The sequence below is a fragment of the uncultured Sphingomonas sp. genome (genome assembly GCF_937859915.1).
In the GTDB taxonomy this organism is placed as follows: domain Bacteria; phylum Pseudomonadota; class Alphaproteobacteria; order Sphingomonadales; family Sphingomonadaceae; genus Solisphingomonas.
Genome location: NZ_CALMAW010000033.1, coordinates 75764 through 97224, shown reverse-complemented (window position 1 = coordinate 97224; position 21461 = coordinate 75764). Strand labels below are relative to the sequence as shown.

Sequence of the window (21461 nt, the reverse complement as noted above, 5' to 3'; positions counted from 1 at the left end):
TCAAATCCGAGCGCCTCTCGCAACACTTTTCTGCCAACCAGGTGAGCAGTTACGGCGATGTTGATGTGGCCCTTGCGGTTGAAACCCTGGAGCTTGATCCCGCCTTCGTACGACCAGACCTTTTCGGGCTTGTACGGCGAGCCGAAATTGGCCGGGTCGGCGATCACGAGCGAATTGAAGCCACCGGCACGATAGCCTTTGGCGACCGTGCCGTAGATCATCGCGTCGCTGCTGATATCATATTGAAGATTGAAGCGGGGCGTCCAGACGCTCGCTTTGGTCTTCGTGTCGCTCGGCAGCAGCAGCGCGTTGGGGCCCGGCGCATTGGGCGAGGTGCCGTCGAAATATTTGCTGTCGTGCGAATGGCGGATGCCCGCCGAGAAGGTCAGATTGTCGAGCAGCTTGTAATCGGCCTGCGCATAAAAGGCGAGGCTCTTGGAGCGGGTCGCGAAGGTGGAGGGCAGGTAGCTGAGACCGAACGCTTCGAGATCGTCGTTCAGAAAGCTCTGCTGGGCATGCTCATTGTAATAAAATGCGCCGACGATCCAGTTGAGCTTATTGTCGAACCCCTTGCCCAACGCCTGGAGTTCTTCCGTAAACTGGTGCTGGGTACCGGCGCTGCTGCGAAAGAAGCCGGGGATCGTCGTATTGGTGAAGGGGCTTAGATAGCCACCGGAAAAGTCCAGCGCCCAGATGTCGTTCAAATGTTCATAGGCGGTAATCGAGCGCAGCGTCACGCCCCCGAGATCGTAGCCGATCTTTGCCGACAGGCTCTTTTGGCGCGTGTCCCCGATCGCGTCGCGGGGCGATCGCGTGTCGTAGAAGCTGTTCGAGGCCGACTTGCCGGTCGCCAGATCGAGCGGCACATAATAAAGGCCGTCGGTCAGGCTGGCGCCGTAGCGGCCGGTGATGACCGCTTCGAGATTGGGTACATCGATGATACCCAGCGCGACCTGGCCACCATATTTGCGATAGCGGCCGACTTTCTTGTCGAGCACTTCGTCATACTGCCAGCCTTCGTTGCGATCGTCGTAGAATCCCGAGGCGGCGACCGCGAGGTGACTGGCGATCGACGAGCCGATGCTCACCTTGGCCCGCGACTCCTGATAGCTGCCATAGCTGATGTCGGTGTTCAGCCAGGTCTTGCCATCCGGCTGGCGCGTGATCAGCTTGATCGCGCCGGTCATCGAGTTGCGCCCGTAAAGCGTGCCCTGGGGACCGCGCAGCACCTCGACCCGGACAATATCGGCAAGATCGTAATTCGCCGCGCTGAGGCGGGATTGGTAGACGTCGTCGATATAGAGCGCGACCGGGGACTCGGACGTGATCGTGCCGCCATTCTGCTCGAGCGCGCCGCGCATGCTGATCGTGATGGCGTTGGGGGACGCGCTGACCGGGGTAATGAGAAGACCCGGCGTGCTGGCGGCGATGTTCTCGACGCGCACCATCGCCCGCTCCTGCATCATCGCGCCGGTGAAGGCACTTATGGCGACCGGCGTTTTTTCCAGATTCTGTTCGCGGCGCTGAGCTGTCACGACGATGTCGCCGTTCGCCGTGGGCGATGTCTGCCCCGCCGGTGCGGGAGCCGCATCCTGTGCCTGAACGGGTGTCATCGATAAGCAGGAGAGTGACACGGTGGAGACGAGAAATAGAAGCCTTGACCTGCTCATCATGATCCCCCTTACCGGCTTTTGCCTGGACGGTTAGGGTGCGATGCAGCAATAGACGGGCGCAATCGGTAGGCGGCGGCTATTCGCTCTTCGGTTATTTGCGGAATGCCCGTGCGTTGCTTGCAGGTCTTCGCGTTGCGAATATGTGTTTTCTATCCGATAGGCGATCATTCCTATCGTCACTAAAGGTCGCGACTATCCGACAGGCGGAACGTCGGTCGATAGGACGCCGCCCCTCTTCATCTCGGCATCGCGCGACGCCGGTTCGTGAAAATCCAGGATCGCACCGTCGGGCGCGCGTACCGAAAAGGACAGGACAGGGCCGTAGGGCGCGGTTTCGACCAGGCCGAGGGGGGAATGGAATATCGCCCCGCGATCGGCAATCTCCTGCGCATAGGCGCGGATCGCCGAGACCGACAGCCGGAGCGTCAACAGGCCGACATTCGGCGCGACGGCACGGTCCGCATAATCCCGTCCTTCGAACCCGGCGATCTCGATGAGTTCGATCGAGCCGTCGTTCACACCTTCGGGATGCACGATGGCGACACGCCGTGCGCAGGTTCGCGCAGCCGGCATCGGTACGCCCAAGACGTCGGCGCCCGGCTCCACGGCATCGTCGATCGTCATGTCGACCATGGCCTTCCAGCCGAGCGTTCCGCAGTAGAAAGCCAGGGCGGCGTCGATGCTCCGCACCATCTGCGTCGAGTTGAAGATACGGGACATCGCCTCGAACGGCGGCAGCGCGAAGGACGGCGGCGTGTGCGGCTCGATGATGGCGAGCACGAGCCCGTCCGGGCCGATCGCGACGACCTGCGTCACGTCGAATTCGCCCATCACATAGTCGACGGGCTCGCCGAACGCGGTCCAGCCATACTCCTGCTGCAGCCGCCGGTAGGTCGATCGCACATCCCTGGAAAAGATATCGAGATCGAAGATGCCGCCGGTGTCCCATGTCCGTTGGCTGGGCCGGATCAGCGTGCGTTCCAGCCCATGGAAGCAGACGACGCGCAAGGCGCCGCGCGTGCCGCCGGGCGGCACGAGCAGGACCTGTTCGATCCGCGCGCAGCCCGCCGGCACCTGCCATGCCGCAGCCTGGCTTGCCGATGCGTCGGGCAGATCGACGCGGCGATAGCCTCCGAGCGCGACCAGCGGCGCGCAGGCGCGGTCAACGTCGAACACGCTCAGGATGACTTCCTCGATGCCGCTCAACCCGACCTCCTCCGTTCGCTCTTCCGCGCAGCTTCGCGCCCTGCATACCGCGCGTAAAAGGCCGCCGCCGCACTCTCCGCCTGTCGGCCACCGGCGTGCCGACGATGGCCGCGGGACGGGATACGGGAACAGTCTTCGCCGATGGCGAAGGCGGGAGACGGTGGAATGGGTCGTGTCACGATCGTTGGCGGGGGGATCGCCGGGATATCGGTCGCTTTGGCCATGCTCCGCGACGGCTGGACGGTGACGCTGTGCGAACAGGCGCCAGCCTTTGCGGCCAGTGGAGCCGGCCTCACGATCGCGCCCAGCGCGCGGGCCGGGCTTCGATTTCTCGGGCTCGAGGCGGCGTTCGAACAGAAGGCGGAGATGTCCTTTCCGCCGGTGATCCTCGACTGGGCGAGCGGCGCCGCGATGGCGCCCCCCGATATCGATCATAGGCATCTCGGCCAGACCCGCCGGCTCCTGCGCTCCGATCTCCATGCATTGCTGGTCGATGCGCTGCCGCGGGACGGCAGCTGTCAGATGCGGTTCGGCGCCCGCGTCGTCGACGTGGACGAGGGCGACCGCGCCGTCGCCGCGATCCTCGCCGACGGCAGCCGGATCGAGAGCGATCTGTTGCTGGGCGCCGATGGCATAAAGTCGCGGGTCCGCCGCTATGTCATCGGCGACGAGACACCGCGCTTCACCGGCTATGTCGCCTGGCGGTTCATGTTGCCCGCCGAGATCGCCGTACCGTTGCTGCGGGGACGAGCGGTGACGATCACGTGCGGCGCCGACGCCACCCTCACCTGCTACACGATCGGCAAGGGGCGATTGGTCAATTGCGTCGCGATCGTGCGCTCCGAGGGCTGGGGCGAAGAGGGGTGGAGCATCCCCGGCGACCCGGCGGAACTCGCCGCCCACTTCGCCACCGCGCATCCCGACGCACGCGCGATCGTCGCCGCGGCAGCGGAGGGCGCGCTGTTCACATGGGCGCTGTTCGATCGCGCCCCAGCGAGAGGATGGACGCGCGGCCGCGTCGCGTTGCTCGGTGACGCCGTGCATCCCGTGCTCCCCTTCCTGGGGCTGGGCGCCGGACTGGCGATCGAGGACGCGGTGATATTGGCGCGATCGCTGTCCGCCTATCCCCGCGCGGATGCCTTCCGCCGGTACGAGACGGGCCGAGCGCCGCGGGCCGCGCTGATCCAGCGCATGTCTGCCGATCAGGGCGACGCGTTCGCGCGGATCGGGGTGGAGCGCACGGTGGGCACGGCGCCCTTTTTCGATCGCTCGCTCTTCGACTATGATCCATCGACGGTGCCGCTTTAGCCGGGCAGGTCCGCCACGAAGTGCTCGACGGCCCTGGCAACGCCGGCCGGATCGGCGGTCGGCTGGAAATTGCCCCCCGCGGTGACGGCAACATGCGCATTCGGGAACAAGGCCGTGGCGCGATCGAAATGCACATGGAAGAAATCGTCGGGAGAGGTGAGCAGCAGCACCGGGTGGGTCACGCCACGGGCGGTCGCCGCTTCGTCGTATCGGGCGACGGCGCTGTACGCCTGCGGGCGACCGCGCCAGGCGCGCAGCATCGCCACGACCTCGTCATGGAGCAGTTCCACGCTGCAATCCGGATTGAAGCGGGCGGCATAATCCCAGTTCGTCTGCAGATGCTTCCCGTCGCGGCGCGGCGCGATCGGCTGGTTGTAATGCGCGGCGAATGCGGCGCGCTCTGCAGCGGTCATCAAGACGGGGCCGGCCAGCATCACGGACCGCACGCGCTCCGGCGCCTGTGCGGCGAGCGCCAGCGCGAGCGTGGCCCCGGTATGGTGGCCGAAGACGTGGACCGGGCCCGCCTGGAGCTGGTCCAGCACGTCGAGCATCACCGCGGCATAATCTTCGATCGACGGTGCGCCAGCGGGATCGAAGGAGCCGCCGAAGCCCGGCGTATCGATCGCAATCAGGCGATTGGGCAGCGTCAATGCCCGCATCAACGGCAGGTAGCAGGCCGACGACGACGCCGTCTGGTGCAGCAACAGAATGGGCGCGCCGGCACCCGCGATCTCGCGGAGGTGCACCTGGCCCGCCTGCACATCGACATAGCGGTTGCGGACCGGCCGCATTGCCTCGGAATCGCGCCCGGGGCGGGCGCCCGTCATGCCGGCAGACTCGCCACGGCGGCGCCCGCCATCGTTTCGCGGCGGACCGCGGCGAGATAGCCGGTGAAGGCGAGCGCGCTGAGCGTGAGGATTCCCGCCGGGATCAGCGAGTACAGCATGAGGATGCCCGTCATCGCCTCCTGGCTCTGCGCCTGTGCGCCGCCGGTGGAGGCGACGAACCCGCACAAGCTCATCACCACGCCGCCGATCAGCGGTGCGATCGCGAACGACAGCTTTTCGGTTGCCGAAAAGATGCCGGAGAACACGCCCTCGTTGACCTGACCGCTGCGCCGCCGGATCCGGTCGATCGTATCGGTCAACATCGACAGCACGAACAGCAGGAATCCCGAGTTGAAGAAAGCGAGCGGCAAGCCGCGCGCGAGCAGAATCACCTGCTGCGTGGAAAGCGGCCCGAGCAGAGGCAGGGTCGTCAGGACGTCGGTGCCGGGGCTGATCGTGAAGGCGGAAATGGTCAGCAGGATCCAGCCGATATTGGAAGCGGTGAAGCAGGCGGGGTTGCCGAAACGCCGCGCCAGCGCGAGCCAGATCGGCTGGCTGATCACGCTGCCGACCGACATGATCAGAACGAACGGGAGGATGAGGTTCACATTGCCGACATTGTAGAAGAATACGAACCCGATGACGGTATAGCCCGATGCCTGGCCGACGCATTGCAGCAGATAGGTGATCGTCAGCCACCGGAAGTCGCGGTGCTGGAACGCCTCGAACAGCTGGCTGAACAGCCCGCCCTGCTGCGCCGGGGTCGGCGTCCGGTCGATCAGGCGGGGCACGGTCAGCGCCGTCACGAGCATTGTCACGAGGCAGACGACCGAGAAGATCGCGGCCATCATGCGCCAGCCATGCGAACCGCCGCCGAACAGCGCGATCATCGGCTGCGCGAGCCCGACGCCGATAATCACCCCAAGGATCGCGAACGTCACCCGCGATGCGATGATCCTGGAGCGCTGCTGCGCGTCGCTCGACAGTTCCGACGCGATCGCCAGATAGGGCACCGAAAAGGCGCTGAAGCCGCACGAGGCGAGCAGGAAGATCGCGCTTACCGCAGCGGCGGCGGCCACCGGATTCGTGAAGCCCGACAGCGAGAACAGGCAGATGAAGCCGATGTTGGTCAGCAGCGCGCCGATGATCAGGAACGGACCGCGCCCGACACGCTCCTTGACCCGATCGGACCATATTCCCACCAGGGGATCGAAGATGATCAGCCACAGCTTCGGTATGATCACGGCGATACCCGCCATCCACGGCTCGACGCCCAGCAGCGTGGTCATGAAGATCGGCAGCAGCGCCGCCGGCGTGTCACGAAAAACCTGCGCCCCGGTCTGGCCGATGCCGTACCGGGCCAGCGTGGAGAAGGACAGGACGCGCGTATCTCGTTCCGGCATGCGGCGGATGTCCTTCATGGTACCGCGCTCCTGGAAGGCCGGTGCGCGTATTTGCTGCGAGTGCGAAGCTGCGACATTTGTCGCGTGCGGCTATGCCGTTCGCCGGAACTGTCCGGCAGTCGGATAAGCAAGCGCCCGTTCAGTCGATTTCCTCGTCGATGCTGCGCGCGGGCAAAAGGCACAGGCTGACGAGCAAGATCAGCGCCACGAGGAAGCAGGCGAGATAGACGCGTGCGATGCCGTCCGCATACGCCGATTCGACTAGGACACGCTCCGCAAAGGGCAGCGCCGCGAGCTTCGGCACGGCGTGCGGATCGAAGGCGAGGCCGCTACCGCGCAGTCGGTACGCGACATGCGCGGACAATATCGTGCCCAGCGCCGCGACGCAGGTGACACCGCCGGTCACGCGGCAGAAGGCGACCAGCGCGCCGGCAGATCCCGCCTTGCTCCGGCTCACGACCGTCTGCACGATCAGCACCAGATTTTCCGCGACCACGCCGAGCCCCCCGCCGATCAGCGCGACGCACAGCCCGATGAACAGCAGCGACGTGCCGGTCCCGATCGAGACGAGCAAACCGAAGCCTGCACAGATCATCGCGCCGCCGACGATCAGGACCGCCTTGTAGCGGCCGCGGCCCGAGATGAACCGAGCGGCGAGCAGCGCCGCGCCAACCGTGGCGACCGCTTCGGGAAGCGCCATGAGACCGGCGGTCTGCGGGCTGTATCCCCGCCCGATCTGGAGGTAGATCGCGAGGAAGACGGCCGACCCGAAATAGGCGAAGCCCGTGCCGGCCGCCGCGATCGTGCACAGCAGCACCGGTCGGTCGCGCAGCAGCTCGAGCGGCAGCATCGCGGCGGGGTGTCGCAGTTCGACCAGGATACCGGCCGTGAGCGCCACCAATGCCGCCGCAAGCGTCAGACCCGCTGGCAGCGACCCCCAGCCCCGATCCGGCCCGACGAGCGATACCCACAGCATCAGCGTGACAAGCCCGCCGGACACGAGCAGCGCGCCCGGCCAATCGATCCGTCGACTGCCCTGCGCGACGGGCGGCGGCAGACGGAGCGTGAACTGGGTCATCAGGATCGCGACGATCGCGGGCGGCACGCCGACGAAGAAGCAGGCCCGCCAGCCGAGATGCTGCGCAAGCACCCCGCCCAGCGTCGGTGCGCCGACGGTCGCGACGGACATCGCCGCGCTCCGGTAGCCGATCCAGCGCGCGCGGTGTCGCGGGGTGGTGATCTGCGCGGCGATCGCCTGCATGAACACGATGATGCCCGCCGCGCAGACGCCGATCCCGATACGACAGACGATGATCACCCATGTCGCACCGGCGAAGCCTGCGATCATCGACGAGACGACATAGCCCGCCACGCACAGCTGCAGCAGCCGCTTTTTATCCAGCATGTCCGACATGCGGCCCCAAAACGGGGTGCAGACCGTGATCGCCAGCATCGAAGAGGTGACGATCCACGTGTAGGAGGCCTGCCCGCCATGAAGCTCGGCCACGATGCGTGGCATCGCGGTGAGCACGACGAGGTTCGACAGACCAGCGACGAACAGCGAGAGCGTCAGCCCCGCCATCGCGAAATTCACGTCGCGACGGCTCATCGCGGCGGGGATAGGCGCGGTCTGCTCGGGGGTGATCGCGGCGGCGTTGATCGGCATGTGTCCGTCAGACCAGGAGGTTTTCGCGCATCGTGGGGCCGGCATATTCTTTGCGCATCAGCCCCCGATACTGGAGGACCGGGACGACCTCATGGACGAAGCGCGCGAAGCCGCCCGGCACGCCGGTTTTCGGGACGACCATGAAGCCGCCATTGGCGCCCGAGCCGAAATGGGCTTCTTCCATCTTGTCGACGATCTCCGTCGGTGTGCCCGTCCAGCCATCGTCGGACGTCAGCCATTGCTGAGAATATTCCGCGATCGTCGTCTTATCGTCCGAATTGCGGACGGCATCGTCGATGTAGCTCCAATTGGGGCCGACCCCGAGCTCCTTGATCTCGGCGACGGTGTCGTGGACGGTCCGCTGCGGATCGAGACGATAGCCGTCGACGCCCCACCATTGGCTCAGGAACACCATACCCATCTGTTCGGGGATGGATTGCAGCAGCATCGCGCGATTGTGTCGCGCCTCTTCCGGACCGGATACGACATCGAAGCGCGCGGACCAGAGCACGCCGACGTCGCGCGGGGTGCGGCCGGCCGCAATCGCCGCGTCGTCGAGCTTCTGGCGATGCGCGGCCATCTTGGGAATGTCGTAGGGGATGGCGAATTGCAGATCGGCATAGCGCCCGGCGAGCTTCATGCCCGAGGCCGAGGCGCCGGCCTGGATCTGGACGGGACGCCCCTGCGGTGAGGGCGCGCAGGGCAGCGGCCCCATCACCTTGAAATGCTCGCCCACGTGGTCGATCCGGCGCACCTTGGTGGGATCCGCGACGCGCCCGGTCTCGCGATCCCACAGCATGGCATCGGGATCGACCGAACCGTACAGCTTGTCGAGCACCTCGAGAAATTCCTCGGCGCGGCGGTAGCGCCATTCATGATCCGGCGTGGTGTCGTAGCCGAAATTCTGGGCTTCCTGCGGAAAGCCGGAGACGACGGCATTATAGGCGATGCGGCCGCGGGTGACGTGATCGACGCTGGCGAAGAGCCGCGCGACATTGAACGGATGATGATAGGTCATCGACATGGTGGTGACGAAGCCGAGATGCTTGGTCACGCCCGCCATCGCGATCGCCATCGGCAGGGGATCGTGGCGCGGCCAGGCGACACCCCATTCCACCGTGTCGTCGGGCGCGCCGTTGAACAGCGGCGTACCGGCGACATCCGCGAAGAAGGCGCCGTCGAAGCGGCCATGTTCGAGCAGGCGCGCAAGGTCGAGGTAGAGATCCGGGGATCCGTAGGGCGCATAGCTGTTCCAAGATCCCGGATAGCGCCATTTGCCCAGGGTATGGATCAGCGACAGATCAGCGACGAGGTGAATAAGCTCGGATTGCGCCATGAATGCCCCCTGGTCGATCACCGCCACCGTTGCGCGACGATCGGTTCGAGGATGCAGGCCGGTTCGGACCGACGAAGCCTGATTCCCAAGATTGACCGAGAGGCGGGCAAAAGCGCGGCCGATCGTGCCGAACCCAGTTCCGCAATCCGTAGGCGAGGCCATGATCGCCGGGCCGTGAGCCGGGCACCATGGTGCCGCCCGCGGCCATGACGGCACGGTACGCCAAGCGGCGACAGGAGGGGGCAGACCGCATCTTGTAGGACGGACCGTTCATCGGCGCGACGAGCAGAGGATCGTCCCCGGCATTCGCTGTTCGCCCATCGCCCTTGCGTGGCAGAAGCTGGGTTCGGACCGCCATTGTCGTTCGAAATCAGAACTATCCGACCAGCGGTCGAGTTCGGCAAAATGCCTCGCGAACCAGATCGCATCGATCATGATCCGGCCGGGGCGCGCGTGCCGCACACGACAGGGGATGCGATCATGCAATATGCGAGGCTGGGACACAGCGGGCTGATCGTATCGCGCTTGGCGTTCGGCGCCGGCTCGCTTGGGGTCGGCGAGACACTGCCGGGGCTGCGCAAGAATCTTGGCCAGGCGCAGGCCGATCGACTCGTCGCACGGGCGATCGACGCGGGCATCACGCTGTTCGATACGTCGGACGCCTATGTCGGCGGCCAGTCGGAGCTGCTGCTCGGCCATGCGCTCGGCAAGAAGCGCACGGACATCGTGCTCACCAGCAAATGCGGTCTGCGCGTCGGCACTGCGCCGACCGAAGCCGGGCTGTCGCGGCGGCATATCCTGGAGGCGGTCGAGGCCAGCCTTCGCCGGCTGGGCACGGACTGGATCGACGTTTATCACCTGCACAGCATCGATCCCTTGACGCCGCTCGGGGAGACGATGCGCGCGTGCGAGGCACTGATCGCGAGCGGGAAGATACGTTATCTCGCGGTGTCGAACTGGCCGGCCTGGATGGCAGCGACGTTGCTTGGGCTGCAGAAGCAGCATGGCTGTTCGCCGATCGTGGCGATGCAGCTCTATTATTCGCTCGTCGGGCGCGACATCGAGACCGAGCTTGTTCCCTTCGCGCAAGCGGCCGGGCTCGGGATGCTGGTCTGGAGCCCTCTCGCCGGCGGATTTCTGACCGGCAAATATACCCGCGCCGATCCCAATCCGGCCGGCGCACGCCGTTCCACCTTCGCGCAGCCGCCGGTCGATCTCGAACGCGGCTATGACGTGATCGACGCGATGGTCGAGATCGCCGCCGCGCGCGGTTGCACGCCGGGGCATGTCGCGATCGGCTGGCTGCTCGCCAAGCCGTTCGTCACCTCGATCATCTTCGGAATCAGTCGGGAAGAGCAGCTCGACGACAATCTGAAATCGGCCGACATGTGCCTGACCGACGACGAAGTCGCGACGCTCGATGCGTTGACGATGCAGCCCACCCGCTATCCCGACTGGCTGCTCCGCATGGTCCCCGATCCGCGGACCCGCAGCCTGCTGGGCCTGTCGTGATACGCGTCCGCCGGCGCTTCTTCGACCTCGGCGAGCGGCAGATCCACTATCGCTATAGAGACGGCGCCGGCGTGCCGATCGTCGCGCTGCATCATCTTCCCGGCTCGGCGCGGCAAATCGAACCGATCATCGCGGCGCTCACCGGCAAGACGGTGGTTGCGCCCGACCTCGCCGGCACCGGCGACAGCGATCCTCACCCCGGATCCGCGCCGACGATCGCGGACTATGCCGCCGATGTCGTCGATCTCGTTCGCGGCCTCGGCTACGGGCAGGTCGATCTGTACGGGTCGCATACCGGCGCATGCCTCGCCGTCGAGATTGCCGCCACGGTGCCGGATCTGGTGCGTCGCGTGATCCTGGATGGCGTGCCGATGTATGCCGAAGCCGAAGCCGAAGACTTGAAGGCGCATTATGCGCCGGTCATCGAGCCGGATATCAACGGCGTCCACCTCATCCTGGCGCACAATTTCTGTCGCGACCAAATCCTGTTCTGGCCTTGGTATGAGCATTCCGCGCAGGCGGCGCGACGGGCGGGCCTGCCGTCGCCGCGCGATCTCCATGGCTGGGTGCTCGAGGTGCTCAAGGGCCTTGGCGGTTTCCCGCTCGGCTATCGCGCGGTGTTCGGCTACCCGATGGCGGCGCGGCTACCGGCAGTGCGACAGCCGACATTGTGCGTGTCGGCCGCCGCGGACACACTGGCCGAAGCATCGCGCCGCGCCGCAGCGCTGCTTCCCGACGGCGACCTTGTCCTGATCCGCGACACCGGCGAGGCGATGGCGCCGCCGGCCGATGTCGCGGCCGCGATCCTGACCTTTCTCGCCACCGCATGATGGGCCGATGCGCGCCGCGACCGGTCGCGCCGCCAGGCCGCCATCCGCTGTCCTACGAAGGATCGAGACGATGACCGGAGCAGACGGATTTCTGGCGGAATGTCGTGCTGGTGGCGGGCGGATCATCGTCGCGGCGCTGGTCGGCGTCGGCCTGGGCCTGAGCGCGCTGCCCTTCTATACGCTCGGTGTCTTTGCGCAGCCGCTGTCGCAGGCCTTCCATTGGCCGCGCGCGCTCGTTCAGTCCGGCATCATTTTCAGCATGCTGGGCACCGTGTGCGTGGCCGGGCTGGCGGGATGGCTGATCGATCGGATCGGTGTCCGCCGCGTGGCACTGACAAGCCAGCTGGGCCTTGCCGCCGGCTTCTGCCTGCTGGCTGCGCAGAACGGCAGCCCGACGCTTTGGCATGCCAGCTGGTTTCTGCTCGCGGTGCTGGGCATCGGCACGACCCCGCTGACATGGTCGCGCGGGATCGCCGAATGGTTCGTGCAGGCGCGGGGCACGGCGCTCGGCATCGCGCTCGCCGGCACCGGCGTCACGGCGTTCGCGGCGCCGCCGCTGATCGGGATGCTGATCGCGTCGCAGGGGTGGCGGATCGCCTATCTCGCGATCGCCGCGGCGATCGTGCTGATCGGCATGCCCACGGTCTGGTTCCTCTTCCACGGCAAACGCGGATATGACGGACAGGTGCGGACCTCCGGGCAATCGGTCGACGGCCTGTCCTTCGGTACCGCGCTGCGCGGCTATCGGTTCTGGCTGCTGATCCTGGCCTTCGCCGCGATCTCCTTCGGGATCGGGGGCGCGATACCCAATCTCGTGCCGCTGTTGATCGATCAGGGCATCGCGCACGCCGCACTGTATGCGAGCCTGCTTGGACTCAACGTCATCCTGGGCCGTCTCGTCGCCGGATATCTGCTCGATCGGATCTGGGCGCCGGCAGTCGGCGCCGTCTTGTTGTCGCTTCCGGCCATCGCCTGCCTGCTGCTGGCGCAGCACAAGGCGCCCGCGATCGCCGCCGGGCTGATCGGACTGGCCGGAGGAGCCGAGTTCGATCTGATCTCGTTCCTGTGCGCGCGCTATTTCGGACTGCGCCATTACGGCCAAATCTATGCATGGCAATGGGCGAGCTTTTCGCTGGCGGCGGGCGCGGGCGCCGTCTCCTTCGCCCGCTCCTTCGACACGACGGGCAGCTATGCCACCGCCCTCTATCTCGCGGCCGTCGCGCTGCTCGCCGGTGGTCTGTCCTTGCTGGCGCTTGGCCGCTATCCGCGCCCGCCGGCATCGTCCGGCGCTTGAGATGCGCTACACACTCGTGGTGGATGGGCGGTCCGCGGCTGTCGACGTCGATCCGACACGCCGCTGCTCTGGCTGTTGCGTGACACGCTGCGGTTGACCGGCATCAATTCGGATGCGGCATCGCGACGGGCGGCGCCTCAGGTACGACGTCCCGTCGTCCCGCCGTATCAGGCCTTGTCGGGCACGGGGATCACCTTGCCCGCACGCCTCCCGTCGATCCCGGCGGCGTGCCGCAGTGCCGCCTGTATCTCCTCAAACGCATAGATCCCCGCTATCTCGGCATCCAGCACGCCGGACGCCATCACCGATTGCAGCACGGCCACCATCGTGGCGCGGCCGCCTGCCCCGATCCGGTCCATCGCGCGGTCCGTCATCATGCCCTGCAGCCGCACGTTCCGGAACATGACGTCCGCATAGGCAAGCGCATAAGGCTGTTCCGCGAGGAAACCATAGGCCAGCACACAGCCATCGTCGGCGACGCAGGCACCGAGCCTTGTCGTCGCGGTCCCGCCGATCGCGTCGAGCGCGAGGCATGGTCGACTCCCGGCGATCCGCACGATCCTCGCGGCAATATCGGCGCCGTCGACGAGGACAAGCCTGCGCCCTGCCCCTTCGAGCGGCGCGACCAGTTCGGGCCGCCGAACGACGTCGATGACATTGATCCCGGCGCTGGCGGCAAGCTGTGCGACATAGTGGGCGACGTTCGAATTGGCGGCGTTCTGAACGATCCAGTCACCCCGTTCGAGCCGGGCGTAGGCATGTAGCAGCAGGTAGGCGGTCGACAGGTTGATCCGCACCAGCGCGAGCTGTTCCGGGCGCAGCCCCTCCGGCGCGCGCCAGAGATCGCCGGATCGGATGGCCAGCACCTCGCTCCACGCGCCATAGGCCATCGGCAGGATGACACGGTCGCCCGGCGCCCAGCCGGTCACGTCGTGCGCGCAATCGATGATCCGGCCGACGCCTTCGAACCCCGGCACCCCGGGGCCCGGCGGCACGAACGGCAGTTCTCCGCGGATCGCCTTCAGATCCGCGATGTGAACCGGCGTCGCCTCCAGCCTGACGAGCACCATCCCGCCGTCCATCCGCGGCTGCGGACGCTCGACGAGCCGCAGCTCATCCCACGGCTCGCCGTTCCTGTCGTAAGCGAGCGATTTCATGGACTCGGATGCCTCTCGTCGCGCGCGCCGGGGCTGCCGCTGATCGCATCCCCGCCGCCATTCCGTCTCCGGACAGAGATGCGCGCCTGCGTCCGCGCGCCTAGGCGCCGCATCGCCTGTCCCCGCAGCGCGGATAGGCCAAGTGCGCTTCGACGCCGCGCCTGGCGCCCGATTTAATCAGCTCTCTAGGCCGAGGGATCTTGGCCGCAGTCAGTAGACCGCGGGCACATACATCTCCGCGGGGACGGGATGACGCTCATAATCGTCATGCCGGGTCCGCGGCGGGAGCACCACCGGCGGATGCTCGACGTCGCCATACGGAATTTGCGCGAGCAGATGGCTGATGCAGTTGAGCCGCGCGCGGCGCTTGTCGACGGCCTCGACGACCCACCACGGCGCCTCGGGGATATGCGTACGCTCGAGCATGACCTCCTTGGCGCGGGTATAATCTTCCCAGCGCCGCCGGGATTCAACGTCCATCGGCGAGAGCTTCCACTGTTTGAGAGGATCGCGGATCCGCATCGCGAAGCGGAACTGCTGCTCGTCATCGGTGATCGAGAACCAATATTTCACCAGGATGATGCCGGATCGGATCAGCATGCGCTCGAACTCGGGCACCGAGCGGTAAAATTCCTCCGCCTCGTCTGCGGAGCAGAAGCCCATGACGCGCTCGACGCCCGCCCGATTGTACCAGCTGCGGTCGAACAGCACGATCTCGCCGGCAGCCGGGAGATGCGCGGCATAGCGCTGGAAATACCATTGGGTGCGCTCGCGCTCATTGGGCGCGGGCAGCGCGGCGACACGGCAGACGCGCGGATTGAGACGCTGGGTGATCCGCTTGATCGCCCCGCCCTTGCCCGCTGAATCGCGTCCCTCGAACAGGACGACGACCTTGAGCCCCTTCTGCTGGACCCAGTCCTGCAGGCGGACGAGCTCGTGCTGGAGCTTGAACAGCTCCCGAAAATAGGACCGGCGATCAAAGTTGGCGGCCCCGTCATGCGCGGGGTGATCATCCGCGATCGCATCGAGGCGGCTCTCGTCGAGATCCATCTCCAGTTCCTCGTCGAAACTGTCCACCAGCTCGTCGCGGATCCGGTCGAATTCGGTCATGTCTGTCGTCATGCGAGCAGCCTAGACGGCCAAGATGTCGGTCCGGTGACGTCGCAGGCGGCGACAAGCTTTTTCACGGAGTAGCACGGCGCCGGGTCCTCACAGTGGGCGCCGCACCCCATGCACCACCCTTCCGCCCAACACAGCGTGGACTACATCCGCGGCCCGTTTGCTCGACTTGCGATCGTCGCTTCCCATCATATGCGCCACATATCCCGTTTGAATAGCGGAGAAGCTTGGGAAGCGGGCGAGCGCCCTGCCTAGGGTCGCATCGAGATGGTCGATATGGTCGACGACATCGCCCATCACCCAATGCCCAAAGCGCAGGTCGCTCCGCCAGTCGATTCCGTGGGGGTTGAGAAAGACGATGGGACGTGGGTGTTCGGCATATTCCACCGCCTGGCTTGATCCATCGCCAAGATAGATATCGGCCGCATTGGTGTAGGACTGGTCCACAAGCTTGAACGACGTCGAATCGACGTGGATGTTCGCGCAATCGAGATAGGGCCGCACCTTGCGGTCGAAATCGGGATCCTTCTCGATGAGGCGAATATGAGGCGCCAGCACGAGGTTGTAGGATGTCGATCGGGCAAAATAAGACAGGATCTGTTCGCCCATCTCCCACCAGCTCGATTTATGCGCGAGCCAGTGCGGGACATAGACGACGGTGGGCCGAGCTTCGTCGAACGGCAATGGCGCGGCGCACGCTGCGAGCTCACGCATATAGTCTCGCTTGATATACCCAACGATTTCGATCGGCGCATCGCGGTGCCCCGCCTCGTGAACGCGCGCCGCCATCCCGATCCCCGGCATCAGGATCCGGGTTGCGTAGCGGTTGCGCTTGGCAGCGAAGTTCGCATGGGGACCCGCGCCATGTTCGTTGTAAACGAACGCGGTTCCGGACGAGAACAGGCGCGGCACCCACAAGCTCGTCCGTTCGGCCACGACGGCAACGTCGTAGCGCAATATTTTGAGGAGGTTCAGCGCCAACAGCCAGATTTTGTGGGGAAGATCGGGCGTCTCGCGGCATCCCGACGGCATCGCGCGAAAGCCGCGCGCCCGGCGGATCTCGACATTTTTGATGCCAAGATAGGCCAGGGCGTCGCTGACGATCTCCTCGTGAATGCTGGTGATGACAAGAAGCGTGATGCGCGGGGGCGCGACGCGCCGAGCCAAGGCCAAGGCTATCGGGAGAAGATGCGGAATCAGGAAAAGCTCGCCAAGAAACAGAAAAACGACCGATCCACCCCGGGATCCGGCTGCGACGGCCTCGTCGTTTTCAAACCTTGCCTCTGCAACGGGCCGTATCTTTTCAACCATTCGTGAGGATGTATCATGGTTTTTGAGCGAAGCCTTAGCCTTTCTAAGCGAACGCAGCATTTCGGATAATCGTTATACGTGTCTATTTTTACAGCTTAATTTACAGAGTTACATCTGCCGTATAGGCGGAAAATCCGCCACGCGACGACGTCGTGCCGATCCGTCGCGATAGCCGACACGGCTATCCGCCTTCGCCTTGCCGCTTTGGTTTCCATCATGCGTCGCAGCGCGCATAAGCCCACCATCGTCCATTATCTGGGCCGCGACATGTCCTTCACCGATCGGTTCACGCTCGCCGTGCCGTTGATCCAGGCGCCGATGGCGGGCGTGTCGACCCCCGAACTGGCGGCAGCGGTTTGCGAAGCGGGAGGATTGGGGTCGATCGGAGTCGGCGCCACCGATGCGAGCGGCGCGCGCACGATGATCGAAACTTTGCGTGCCCGCACCGACCGCCCGTTCAACGTCAACCTCTTCGTACATGATCGTCCGCGGGCGGACCCGGTTCGGGAAGCAGCATGGCTTGAATGGCTTGCGCCGCTATTCGCCGAGTTCGGCGCGGTGCCGCCAAAGACATTGAGGAGCATCTACCCGAGCTTCGCCGACGATCCCGAGATGCTCGCGATGCTGCTCGATCGGGCGCCACCGGTCGTCAGCTTCCACTTCGGACTGCCGCCGGCTGACGTGCTGGCCGCGCTGCGCCTGCGCGGCATCTATCTGATGGCGACCGCCACCAGCCTAGCGGAAGCCGACGCGATCGAGGCCGCGGGGATCGATGCGATCGTGGCGCAGGGCATCGAGGCGGGCGGCCATCGCGGCATGTTCGACCCCGATGCGCGCGACGACGCGCTCGGTACGATCGCGCTGACGCGACTACTGGTGCGCCAATCGACGCTACCGATCGTTGCGGCGGGCGGGATCATGGATGGCGCCGGCATCGCGGCCGCGCTCGATCTGGGGGCGGCTGCCGCACAACTCGGCACCGCCTTCATCGCCTGCCCGGAATCCGCCGCCGACGATGCCTATCGGACCGCGCTGGCCGGCCCCCGCGCGTATCACACGACGCTGACACGGCGCATTTCCGGCCGCCCGGCCCGCGCATTGCCCAACCGCTTCACGGCGCTGCACGACCACTTCGAAGACCGGCTGCCCCCCGATTATCCCATCGCCTACGATGCCGGAAAGGCGCTGCATGCCGCCGCCAAGGCATGCGGCGAGCATGGCTTCGGCGCGCAATGGGCCGGCCAGGGCGCCCCGCTTGCCCGCGCGATGCCGGCTGCCGATCTGGTCCGGACGCTGCAGGATGAACTCGCTCGCTGCCGCACCGGATCGCGGCGGCCTGTGTAGCGGCAGGCGTCAGCGGAGCGGGCGCTTTTCCAGCTTCCGCGCCAGGGTCCGCCGGTGCATGCCGAGCCGCCGTGCGGTTTCCGAGACGTTGAAGTCACTGGCGGCCAGCGTCTTGTGGATACGCTCCCATTCCAGCGTCTTGATCGTCGTCTTCCGTTCAGAAATGGGGGCATTCACGTCGCCGGCGACCATCCCGAAGGCGGCTTCGATGTCGTCGGTATCGGCCGGCTTGGCGAGATAGGAGGTGGCGCCCAATTTGATCGCCTGCACCGCGGTCGCGATGCTGGCATAGCCGGTCAGCACGACGATGACGGTGTCCGGATCCTGCTCGTGCAGCGTCTGCACGCAGGCGAGCCCCGAGGCGTTGCCAAGCTTGAGGTCGACGACCGCGAAGTCCGGCGTCTGGGTCGCCAGCAAGGCTTCGAGCTCAACCGGGTCGGCCGCCAGCGCGACCCGGTAGCCGCGCCGCTCGAACGACCGTCCGAGCGTGTGCGCGAACGCGGAATCGTCTTCCACGACGAAAAGGAGCGGCTCAGCCGCCATCGAGTTGCTCCGTCAGCGCCAGCGTTTCGAGCGGGAAGCATAGCACGACTTCGGCACCGCCCCCGGGCCGATTGCGCGCGCTGACGTTTCCGCCAAGCTTGCGCATGACGTTGGCGACAAGGAACAGGCCGAGTCCGGCACCGCGGCGCGACTTTGTGGAATTATAGGGCGTGCCGATGCCCTCGAGCATCGCCGGCGCAAAGCCCGGCCCGCTGTCGGCAACGGTAATGGTGAGCAGGTCGCCCGATCGCGCGAGGTCAACGATGATCGCATCGGGCGATGCATCGGCGGCATTGTCGAGCAGGTTGTAGACGACCTGCTGCAGCACGGTGTCGGAGGCGATCGGCACATCGGCCCCGAAGCCGTCGCGATATGCGAGGCCGGAAAAGCTGCGCGCGATCCGCCAGTCGGCAACGACCCGCCCGAAGAAGGCGCGGACGGTGCTGGCCGCGGACGCTTCGCCGCGGGCCTCGCCGGCGGCGAGCAGGATGCCGGTGACGATCGACTTGCAGCGCTGTACCTCGGCCTGCATCTCGGTCAGTTCCTGCACGAGCTCCGGATCAGCGACGATGTGCGGCGCGCGGCGCCAGTCACCGAGGATGACGGACAGCGACGACAGCGGCGTGCCGAGCTCATGCGCCGCGCCCGATGCGAGCAGCCCGATCCGGACGATATGGTCCTCCTCATCCGCACGACGCTGCATGGCGACCAGATGCGCGTCGCGCTCGCGGAGGTTGCCGTTGATGCGGGTCACGAACAGCACCAACAGCACCGCCACCAGCACGAAGCAGACCCACGTGCCGCCGACATGGAGCTGGAACAGCGTGACGCCATAGCCTCGCGGCAGCGCGATCGGCCGGTAGGCGATGGTCAGCAGGCCAAACGCCGCGCTGGTGAAGATGACGACCACCCAGATCGACCAGCGTTCGAGCAACACCGATCCCAGCACGACCTGCAGCAGGAACAGCGATACGAAGGGATTGGTGGCGCCGCCGCTCAGGTAGAGCTGGACGGCGAGGCACATGATGTCGAGCAGCAGGGCGACGAGCAGCTTGGCATTGTCGACCGGCCGTGCACCGCGCAGCCACAGCATGCCGACCGTGTTGAGCAGGATGAGCGCGGCCACCACGCCCAGCATCGCCGCCATCGGCAGGATGATGCCGAACGCATAGCGCGTGACCAATATGGTCGCACACTGGCCGGCGATCGCAAGCCAGCGCAGCTGCACCAGAAGGAGCACGTTCTTGAACCCTGCAGCGTCGGGCGCGGCGGCCGCCGGACCGGCGATAGGCGCAGCCACGTCGGTCATTCCTCCGCGCCGTCGCCATGCTTGCGAACGAAGATCACGAAGGCGCCGGCAACCATCATCGCCAAGCCATACCATGTGATCGCATAGACAAGGTGGTTGTTGTAGAAGGCGATCACCGTCAGCCCGCCGACGGGTCCCCCGGGCGAACCGGAGGCGGCATCGGCGTCGATAAAATAGGGTGCGACGTCGTGGAGATGACGCGCCTTTGCGATCGCGCCCACGTCGCGCGAAAACCAGCGGTCATGCCCGGGGTCGTTGGACCGCAGGAAGCCGCCGCCGGGCTCGCTGATGCGCAACAGGCCGGTGATCGACAGGCTGCCCGGCGGAGGCGTCTGCGCCACGCGGCCCGGGACGAAGCCCCGATTGATCAGCACGGTAAAGCCCCGCGGCGTCGCGAGAGGTGCCACGACCCACCAGCCCGCACCGCGCTCGGTCGCCGCCTGGACGAACGCCGGGGGGACATCGAGGAAATGACCGGTGACGGTCACCCTTCGGTACTGCGCGCGTGCTGCATCGACCGTCGGCCATTCGGGCGGCCCCGGGGCTGCCACCGGCGCCGCATGGACGCGCGCGTCGACCGCGGCGATCAGGTCGAGCTTCCAGGCGCGCCGGTAGACCTGCCAGGTGCCCAGCGCCAGCAGGGCAGCGATGAGCAGCGCGGCGATCAGCCCCGCGATCGCCACCCGCGCCGACGGGCGGGTCACCCCTGGTCCTGGACCTGCTGCGTCGGCATCATGTTGCTGTTCATGTGATACATCACCCATAGCGACCCGCTGAGCGCGATGCCCACGATCACCAGCGTGAACAGCAGCGCCATGATCGACCAGCCGCCCTCGGCCCTGCGGTTCATATGCAGGAAGTAGATCATATGCACCACCATCTGCACCGCGGCGAACGCCATGATCAGCAGCGCGGTCGCCTGGGTCGACAGCGGCAGCGTCATCACCAGCCAGAAGGGGATCACGGTCAGCACGACCGCGAGGCCGAAGCCGATCAGATAGCCTTTGCGCGAGCCGTGCGACTCTTCGTCGTGCGCGCCGTGCGTGTCGATATGCGCGCTCATCGCAGCATTCCCATCAGATAGACGAAGGTGAAGACCCCGATCCAGATCACGTCGAGGAAGTGCCAGAACAGGCTGAGGCACATCAGCCGGCGGCGGTTGGCCGGGATCAGCCCCTTCCACTGGACCTGCACCATCAGCGTCACCAGCCAGACCAGCCCGAAGGTGACGTGCAGCCCGTGCGTGCCGACCAGCGTGAAGAAGGACGACAGGAAGGCGCTCGACCACGGTCCATGGCCTTCGCGGATCAGCCCCGTGAATTCGTACATCTCGATGCACAGGAAGGCCAAGCCGAACAGGCCGGTCACCGCCAGCCAGGCCTGCGTCGCGCGCTGCTTGCCGTCGGTCATCGCCAGCATCGCGAAGCCGTAGGTGATCGACGAGAGCAGCAGCATCGAGGTGTTGAGCGCGACCAGCGGCAGCTCGAACAGCTGCTTGGGGCCGGGGCCCCCGGCATAGCTGGTGCCGAGCACGCCGTAGGTCGCGAACAGCATCGCGAAGATCAGGCAGTCGCTCATCAGGTAGATCCAGAAGCCCAGCATCGTGCTGGCGCCCTCGGGATG

Annotated in this window: 19 protein-coding genes; 5 read left to right on the top strand and 14 right to left on the bottom strand. The window is 66.0% G+C overall.

Annotated features, from left to right (window positions below; genetic code table 11):
- Together Q0326_RS05275 and Q0326_RS05270 are read right to left on the bottom strand one after the other, a co-directional pair.
- The coding region (locus Q0326_RS05275; protein WP_298687856.1) for a TonB-dependent receptor at positions 1-1535 on the bottom strand (1535 nt) is incomplete at its 3' end.
- 330 nt (positions 1536-1865) lie between these two features.
- The gene (locus Q0326_RS05270; RefSeq protein ID WP_298687854.1) at positions 1866-2879 is read right to left on the bottom strand and encodes a hypothetical protein; all 1014 of its coding nucleotides are present in this window, start codon (positions 2877-2879) and stop codon (positions 1866-1868) included.
- Between the two features lie 141 nt (positions 2880-3020).
- Here Q0326_RS05270 and Q0326_RS05265 point away from each other — a divergent pair, with 141 nt between their 5' ends.
- A complete protein-coding gene (locus tag Q0326_RS05265; RefSeq protein WP_363303723.1) occupies positions 3021-4187 on the top strand; it encodes an FAD-dependent oxidoreductase in 1167 nt (388 codons plus the stop codon).
- On the opposite strand, the gene Q0326_RS05260 is transcribed toward Q0326_RS05265, so the two are convergent.
- From Q0326_RS05260 to Q0326_RS05245, 4 genes are all read right to left on the bottom strand, one after another.
- Positions 4184-5014, bottom strand: coding sequence for an alpha/beta hydrolase (locus Q0326_RS05260; RefSeq protein WP_298687852.1), 831 nt, complete (start codon positions 5012-5014; stop codon positions 4184-4186). The genes Q0326_RS05265 and Q0326_RS05260 overlap by 4 nt on opposite strands.
- Positions 5011-6417, bottom strand: a complete 1407-nt coding sequence (locus Q0326_RS05255; protein WP_298687850.1) for an MFS transporter — start codon at positions 6415-6417, stop codon at positions 5011-5013. The genes Q0326_RS05260 and Q0326_RS05255 overlap by 4 nt, the downstream gene beginning before the upstream one ends.
- A 139-nt stretch (positions 6418-6556) precedes the next feature.
- On the bottom strand, positions 6557-8083 hold the full coding sequence (locus tag Q0326_RS05250) for an MFS transporter (protein ID WP_298687848.1): 1527 nt from the start codon (positions 8081-8083) through the stop codon (positions 6557-6559).
- Between the two features lie 7 nt (positions 8084-8090).
- Positions 8091-9419, bottom strand: coding sequence for an NtaA/DmoA family FMN-dependent monooxygenase (locus Q0326_RS05245; RefSeq protein ID WP_298687845.1), 1329 nt, complete (start codon positions 9417-9419; stop codon positions 8091-8093).
- A 405-nt stretch (positions 9420-9824) separates the two neighbouring features.
- Between Q0326_RS05245 and Q0326_RS05240 the strand changes: the two genes are divergently transcribed.
- The 3 genes from Q0326_RS05240 (at position 9825) to Q0326_RS05230 (ending at position 13055) form a co-directional block, all read left to right on the top strand.
- On the top strand, positions 9825-10931 hold the full coding sequence (locus Q0326_RS05240) for an aldo/keto reductase (RefSeq protein WP_298687843.1): 1107 nt from the start codon (positions 9825-9827) through the stop codon (positions 10929-10931).
- A complete protein-coding gene (locus tag Q0326_RS05235; RefSeq protein ID WP_298687841.1) occupies positions 10928-11761 on the top strand; it encodes an alpha/beta hydrolase in 834 nt (277 codons plus the stop codon). Before Q0326_RS05240 ends, Q0326_RS05235 begins: the two co-directional genes overlap by 4 nt.
- A 70-nt stretch (positions 11762-11831) precedes the next feature.
- Entirely contained in the window at positions 11832-13055 is a 1224-nt protein-coding gene (locus tag Q0326_RS05230) for an MFS transporter (protein ID WP_298687839.1), read from the top strand.
- A gap of 167 nt (positions 13056-13222) precedes the next feature.
- Here Q0326_RS05230 and Q0326_RS05225 read toward each other — a convergent pair whose 3' ends face one another.
- The 3 genes from Q0326_RS05225 to Q0326_RS05215 all read right to left on the bottom strand — a co-directional run bounded on the left by Q0326_RS05225 (position 13223) and on the right by Q0326_RS05215 (position 16702).
- Positions 13223-14137, bottom strand: a complete 915-nt coding sequence (locus Q0326_RS05225) for an alcohol dehydrogenase catalytic domain-containing protein (RefSeq protein WP_298687837.1) — start codon at positions 14135-14137, stop codon at positions 13223-13225.
- A gap of 285 nt (positions 14138-14422) precedes the next feature.
- Positions 14423-15334 carry a polyphosphate kinase 2 gene (ppk2, locus tag Q0326_RS05220; RefSeq protein WP_298687836.1) on the bottom strand — a complete coding sequence of 304 codons (912 nt, stop codon included), beginning with the start codon at positions 15332-15334 and terminating at the stop codon, positions 14423-14425.
- An 87-nt stretch (positions 15335-15421) separates the two neighbouring features.
- Positions 15422-16702, bottom strand: coding sequence for a hypothetical protein (locus tag Q0326_RS05215; RefSeq protein ID WP_298687834.1), 1281 nt, complete (start codon positions 16700-16702; stop codon positions 15422-15424).
- A 207-nt stretch (positions 16703-16909) separates the two neighbouring features.
- Between Q0326_RS05215 and Q0326_RS05210 the strand changes: the two genes are divergently transcribed.
- Entirely contained in the window at positions 16910-17986 is a 1077-nt protein-coding gene (locus Q0326_RS05210; RefSeq protein ID WP_298687867.1) for a nitronate monooxygenase, read from the top strand.
- Positions 17987-17995: 9 nt separating this feature from the next.
- Here the strand turns inward: Q0326_RS05210 and Q0326_RS05205 are convergent, their stop codons facing one another.
- Genes Q0326_RS05205 through cyoC form a run of 5 tightly spaced genes read right to left on the bottom strand, consistent with a single transcriptional unit; the run spans position 17996 to position 21440 of the window.
- The gene (locus tag Q0326_RS05205) at positions 17996-18529 is read right to left on the bottom strand and encodes a response regulator transcription factor (RefSeq protein ID WP_298687832.1); all 534 of its coding nucleotides are present in this window, start codon (positions 18527-18529) and stop codon (positions 17996-17998) included.
- Positions 18519-19838: an ATP-binding protein gene (locus tag Q0326_RS05200; RefSeq protein WP_298687830.1), complete on the bottom strand. Its 1320-nt coding sequence runs from the start codon at positions 19836-19838 to the stop codon at positions 18519-18521. The genes Q0326_RS05205 and Q0326_RS05200 overlap by 11 nt, the downstream gene beginning before the upstream one ends.
- Positions 19835-20542, bottom strand: coding sequence for an SURF1 family protein (locus Q0326_RS05195; RefSeq protein WP_298687828.1), 708 nt, complete (start codon positions 20540-20542; stop codon positions 19835-19837). The genes Q0326_RS05200 and Q0326_RS05195 overlap by 4 nt, the downstream gene beginning before the upstream one ends.
- Positions 20539-20901: a cytochrome o ubiquinol oxidase subunit IV gene (gene cyoD, locus Q0326_RS05190; protein ID WP_298687826.1), complete on the bottom strand. Its 363-nt coding sequence runs from the start codon at positions 20899-20901 to the stop codon at positions 20539-20541. Before cyoD ends, Q0326_RS05195 begins: the two co-directional genes overlap by 4 nt.
- Positions 20898-21440: a cytochrome o ubiquinol oxidase subunit III gene (gene cyoC / locus Q0326_RS05185; protein ID WP_298687865.1), complete on the bottom strand. Its 543-nt coding sequence runs from the start codon at positions 21438-21440 to the stop codon at positions 20898-20900. The genes cyoD and cyoC overlap by 4 nt, the downstream gene beginning before the upstream one ends.
- Between the last annotated feature and the right edge of the window lie 21 nt (positions 21441-21461).

Excerpts from the sequence above, each read along its gene's own strand:
- Q0326_RS05255 (WP_298687850.1), bottom strand. The coding sequence starts at position 6,417 with ATGCCGGAACGAGATACGCGCGTCCTGTCCTTCTCCACGCTGGCCCGG.
- Q0326_RS05240 (WP_298687843.1), top strand. The coding sequence starts at position 9,825 with ATGCCTCGCGAACCAGATCGCATCGATCATGATCCGGCCGGGGCGCGC.
- Q0326_RS05205 (WP_298687832.1), bottom strand. The coding sequence starts at position 18,529 with ATGGCGGCTGAGCCGCTCCTTTTCGTCGTGGAAGACGATTCCGCGTTC.
- cyoC (WP_298687865.1), bottom strand. The coding sequence starts at position 21,440 with ATGCTGGGCTTCTGGATCTACCTGATGAGCGACTGCCTGATCTTCGCG.
- Q0326_RS05215 (WP_298687834.1), bottom strand. The coding sequence starts at position 16,702 with ATGCTGCGTTCGCTTAGAAAGGCTAAGGCTTCGCTCAAAAACCATGAT.
- Q0326_RS05265 (WP_363303723.1), top strand. The coding sequence starts at position 3,021 with ATGGCGAAGGCGGGAGACGGTGGAATGGGTCGTGTCACGATCGTTGGC.
- Q0326_RS05200 (WP_298687830.1), bottom strand. The coding sequence starts at position 19,838 with ATGACCGACGTGGCTGCGCCTATCGCCGGTCCGGCGGCCGCCGCGCCC.
- Q0326_RS05245 (WP_298687845.1), bottom strand. The coding sequence starts at position 9,419 with ATGGCGCAATCCGAGCTTATTCACCTCGTCGCTGATCTGTCGCTGATC.
- Q0326_RS05210 (WP_298687867.1), top strand. The coding sequence starts at position 16,910 with ATGTCCTTCACCGATCGGTTCACGCTCGCCGTGCCGTTGATCCAGGCG.
- Q0326_RS05250 (WP_298687848.1), bottom strand. The coding sequence starts at position 8,083 with ATGCCGATCAACGCCGCCGCGATCACCCCCGAGCAGACCGCGCCTATC.
- Q0326_RS05225 (WP_298687837.1), bottom strand. The coding sequence starts at position 14,137 with ATGGACGGCGGGATGGTGCTCGTCAGGCTGGAGGCGACGCCGGTTCAC.
- ppk2 (WP_298687836.1), bottom strand. The coding sequence starts at position 15,334 with ATGACGACAGACATGACCGAATTCGACCGGATCCGCGACGAGCTGGTG.
- Q0326_RS05230 (WP_298687839.1), top strand. The coding sequence starts at position 11,832 with ATGACCGGAGCAGACGGATTTCTGGCGGAATGTCGTGCTGGTGGCGGG.
- Q0326_RS05260 (WP_298687852.1), bottom strand. The coding sequence starts at position 5,014 with ATGACGGGCGCCCGCCCCGGGCGCGATTCCGAGGCAATGCGGCCGGTC.
- cyoD (WP_298687826.1), bottom strand. The coding sequence starts at position 20,901 with ATGAGCGCGCATATCGACACGCACGGCGCGCACGACGAAGAGTCGCAC.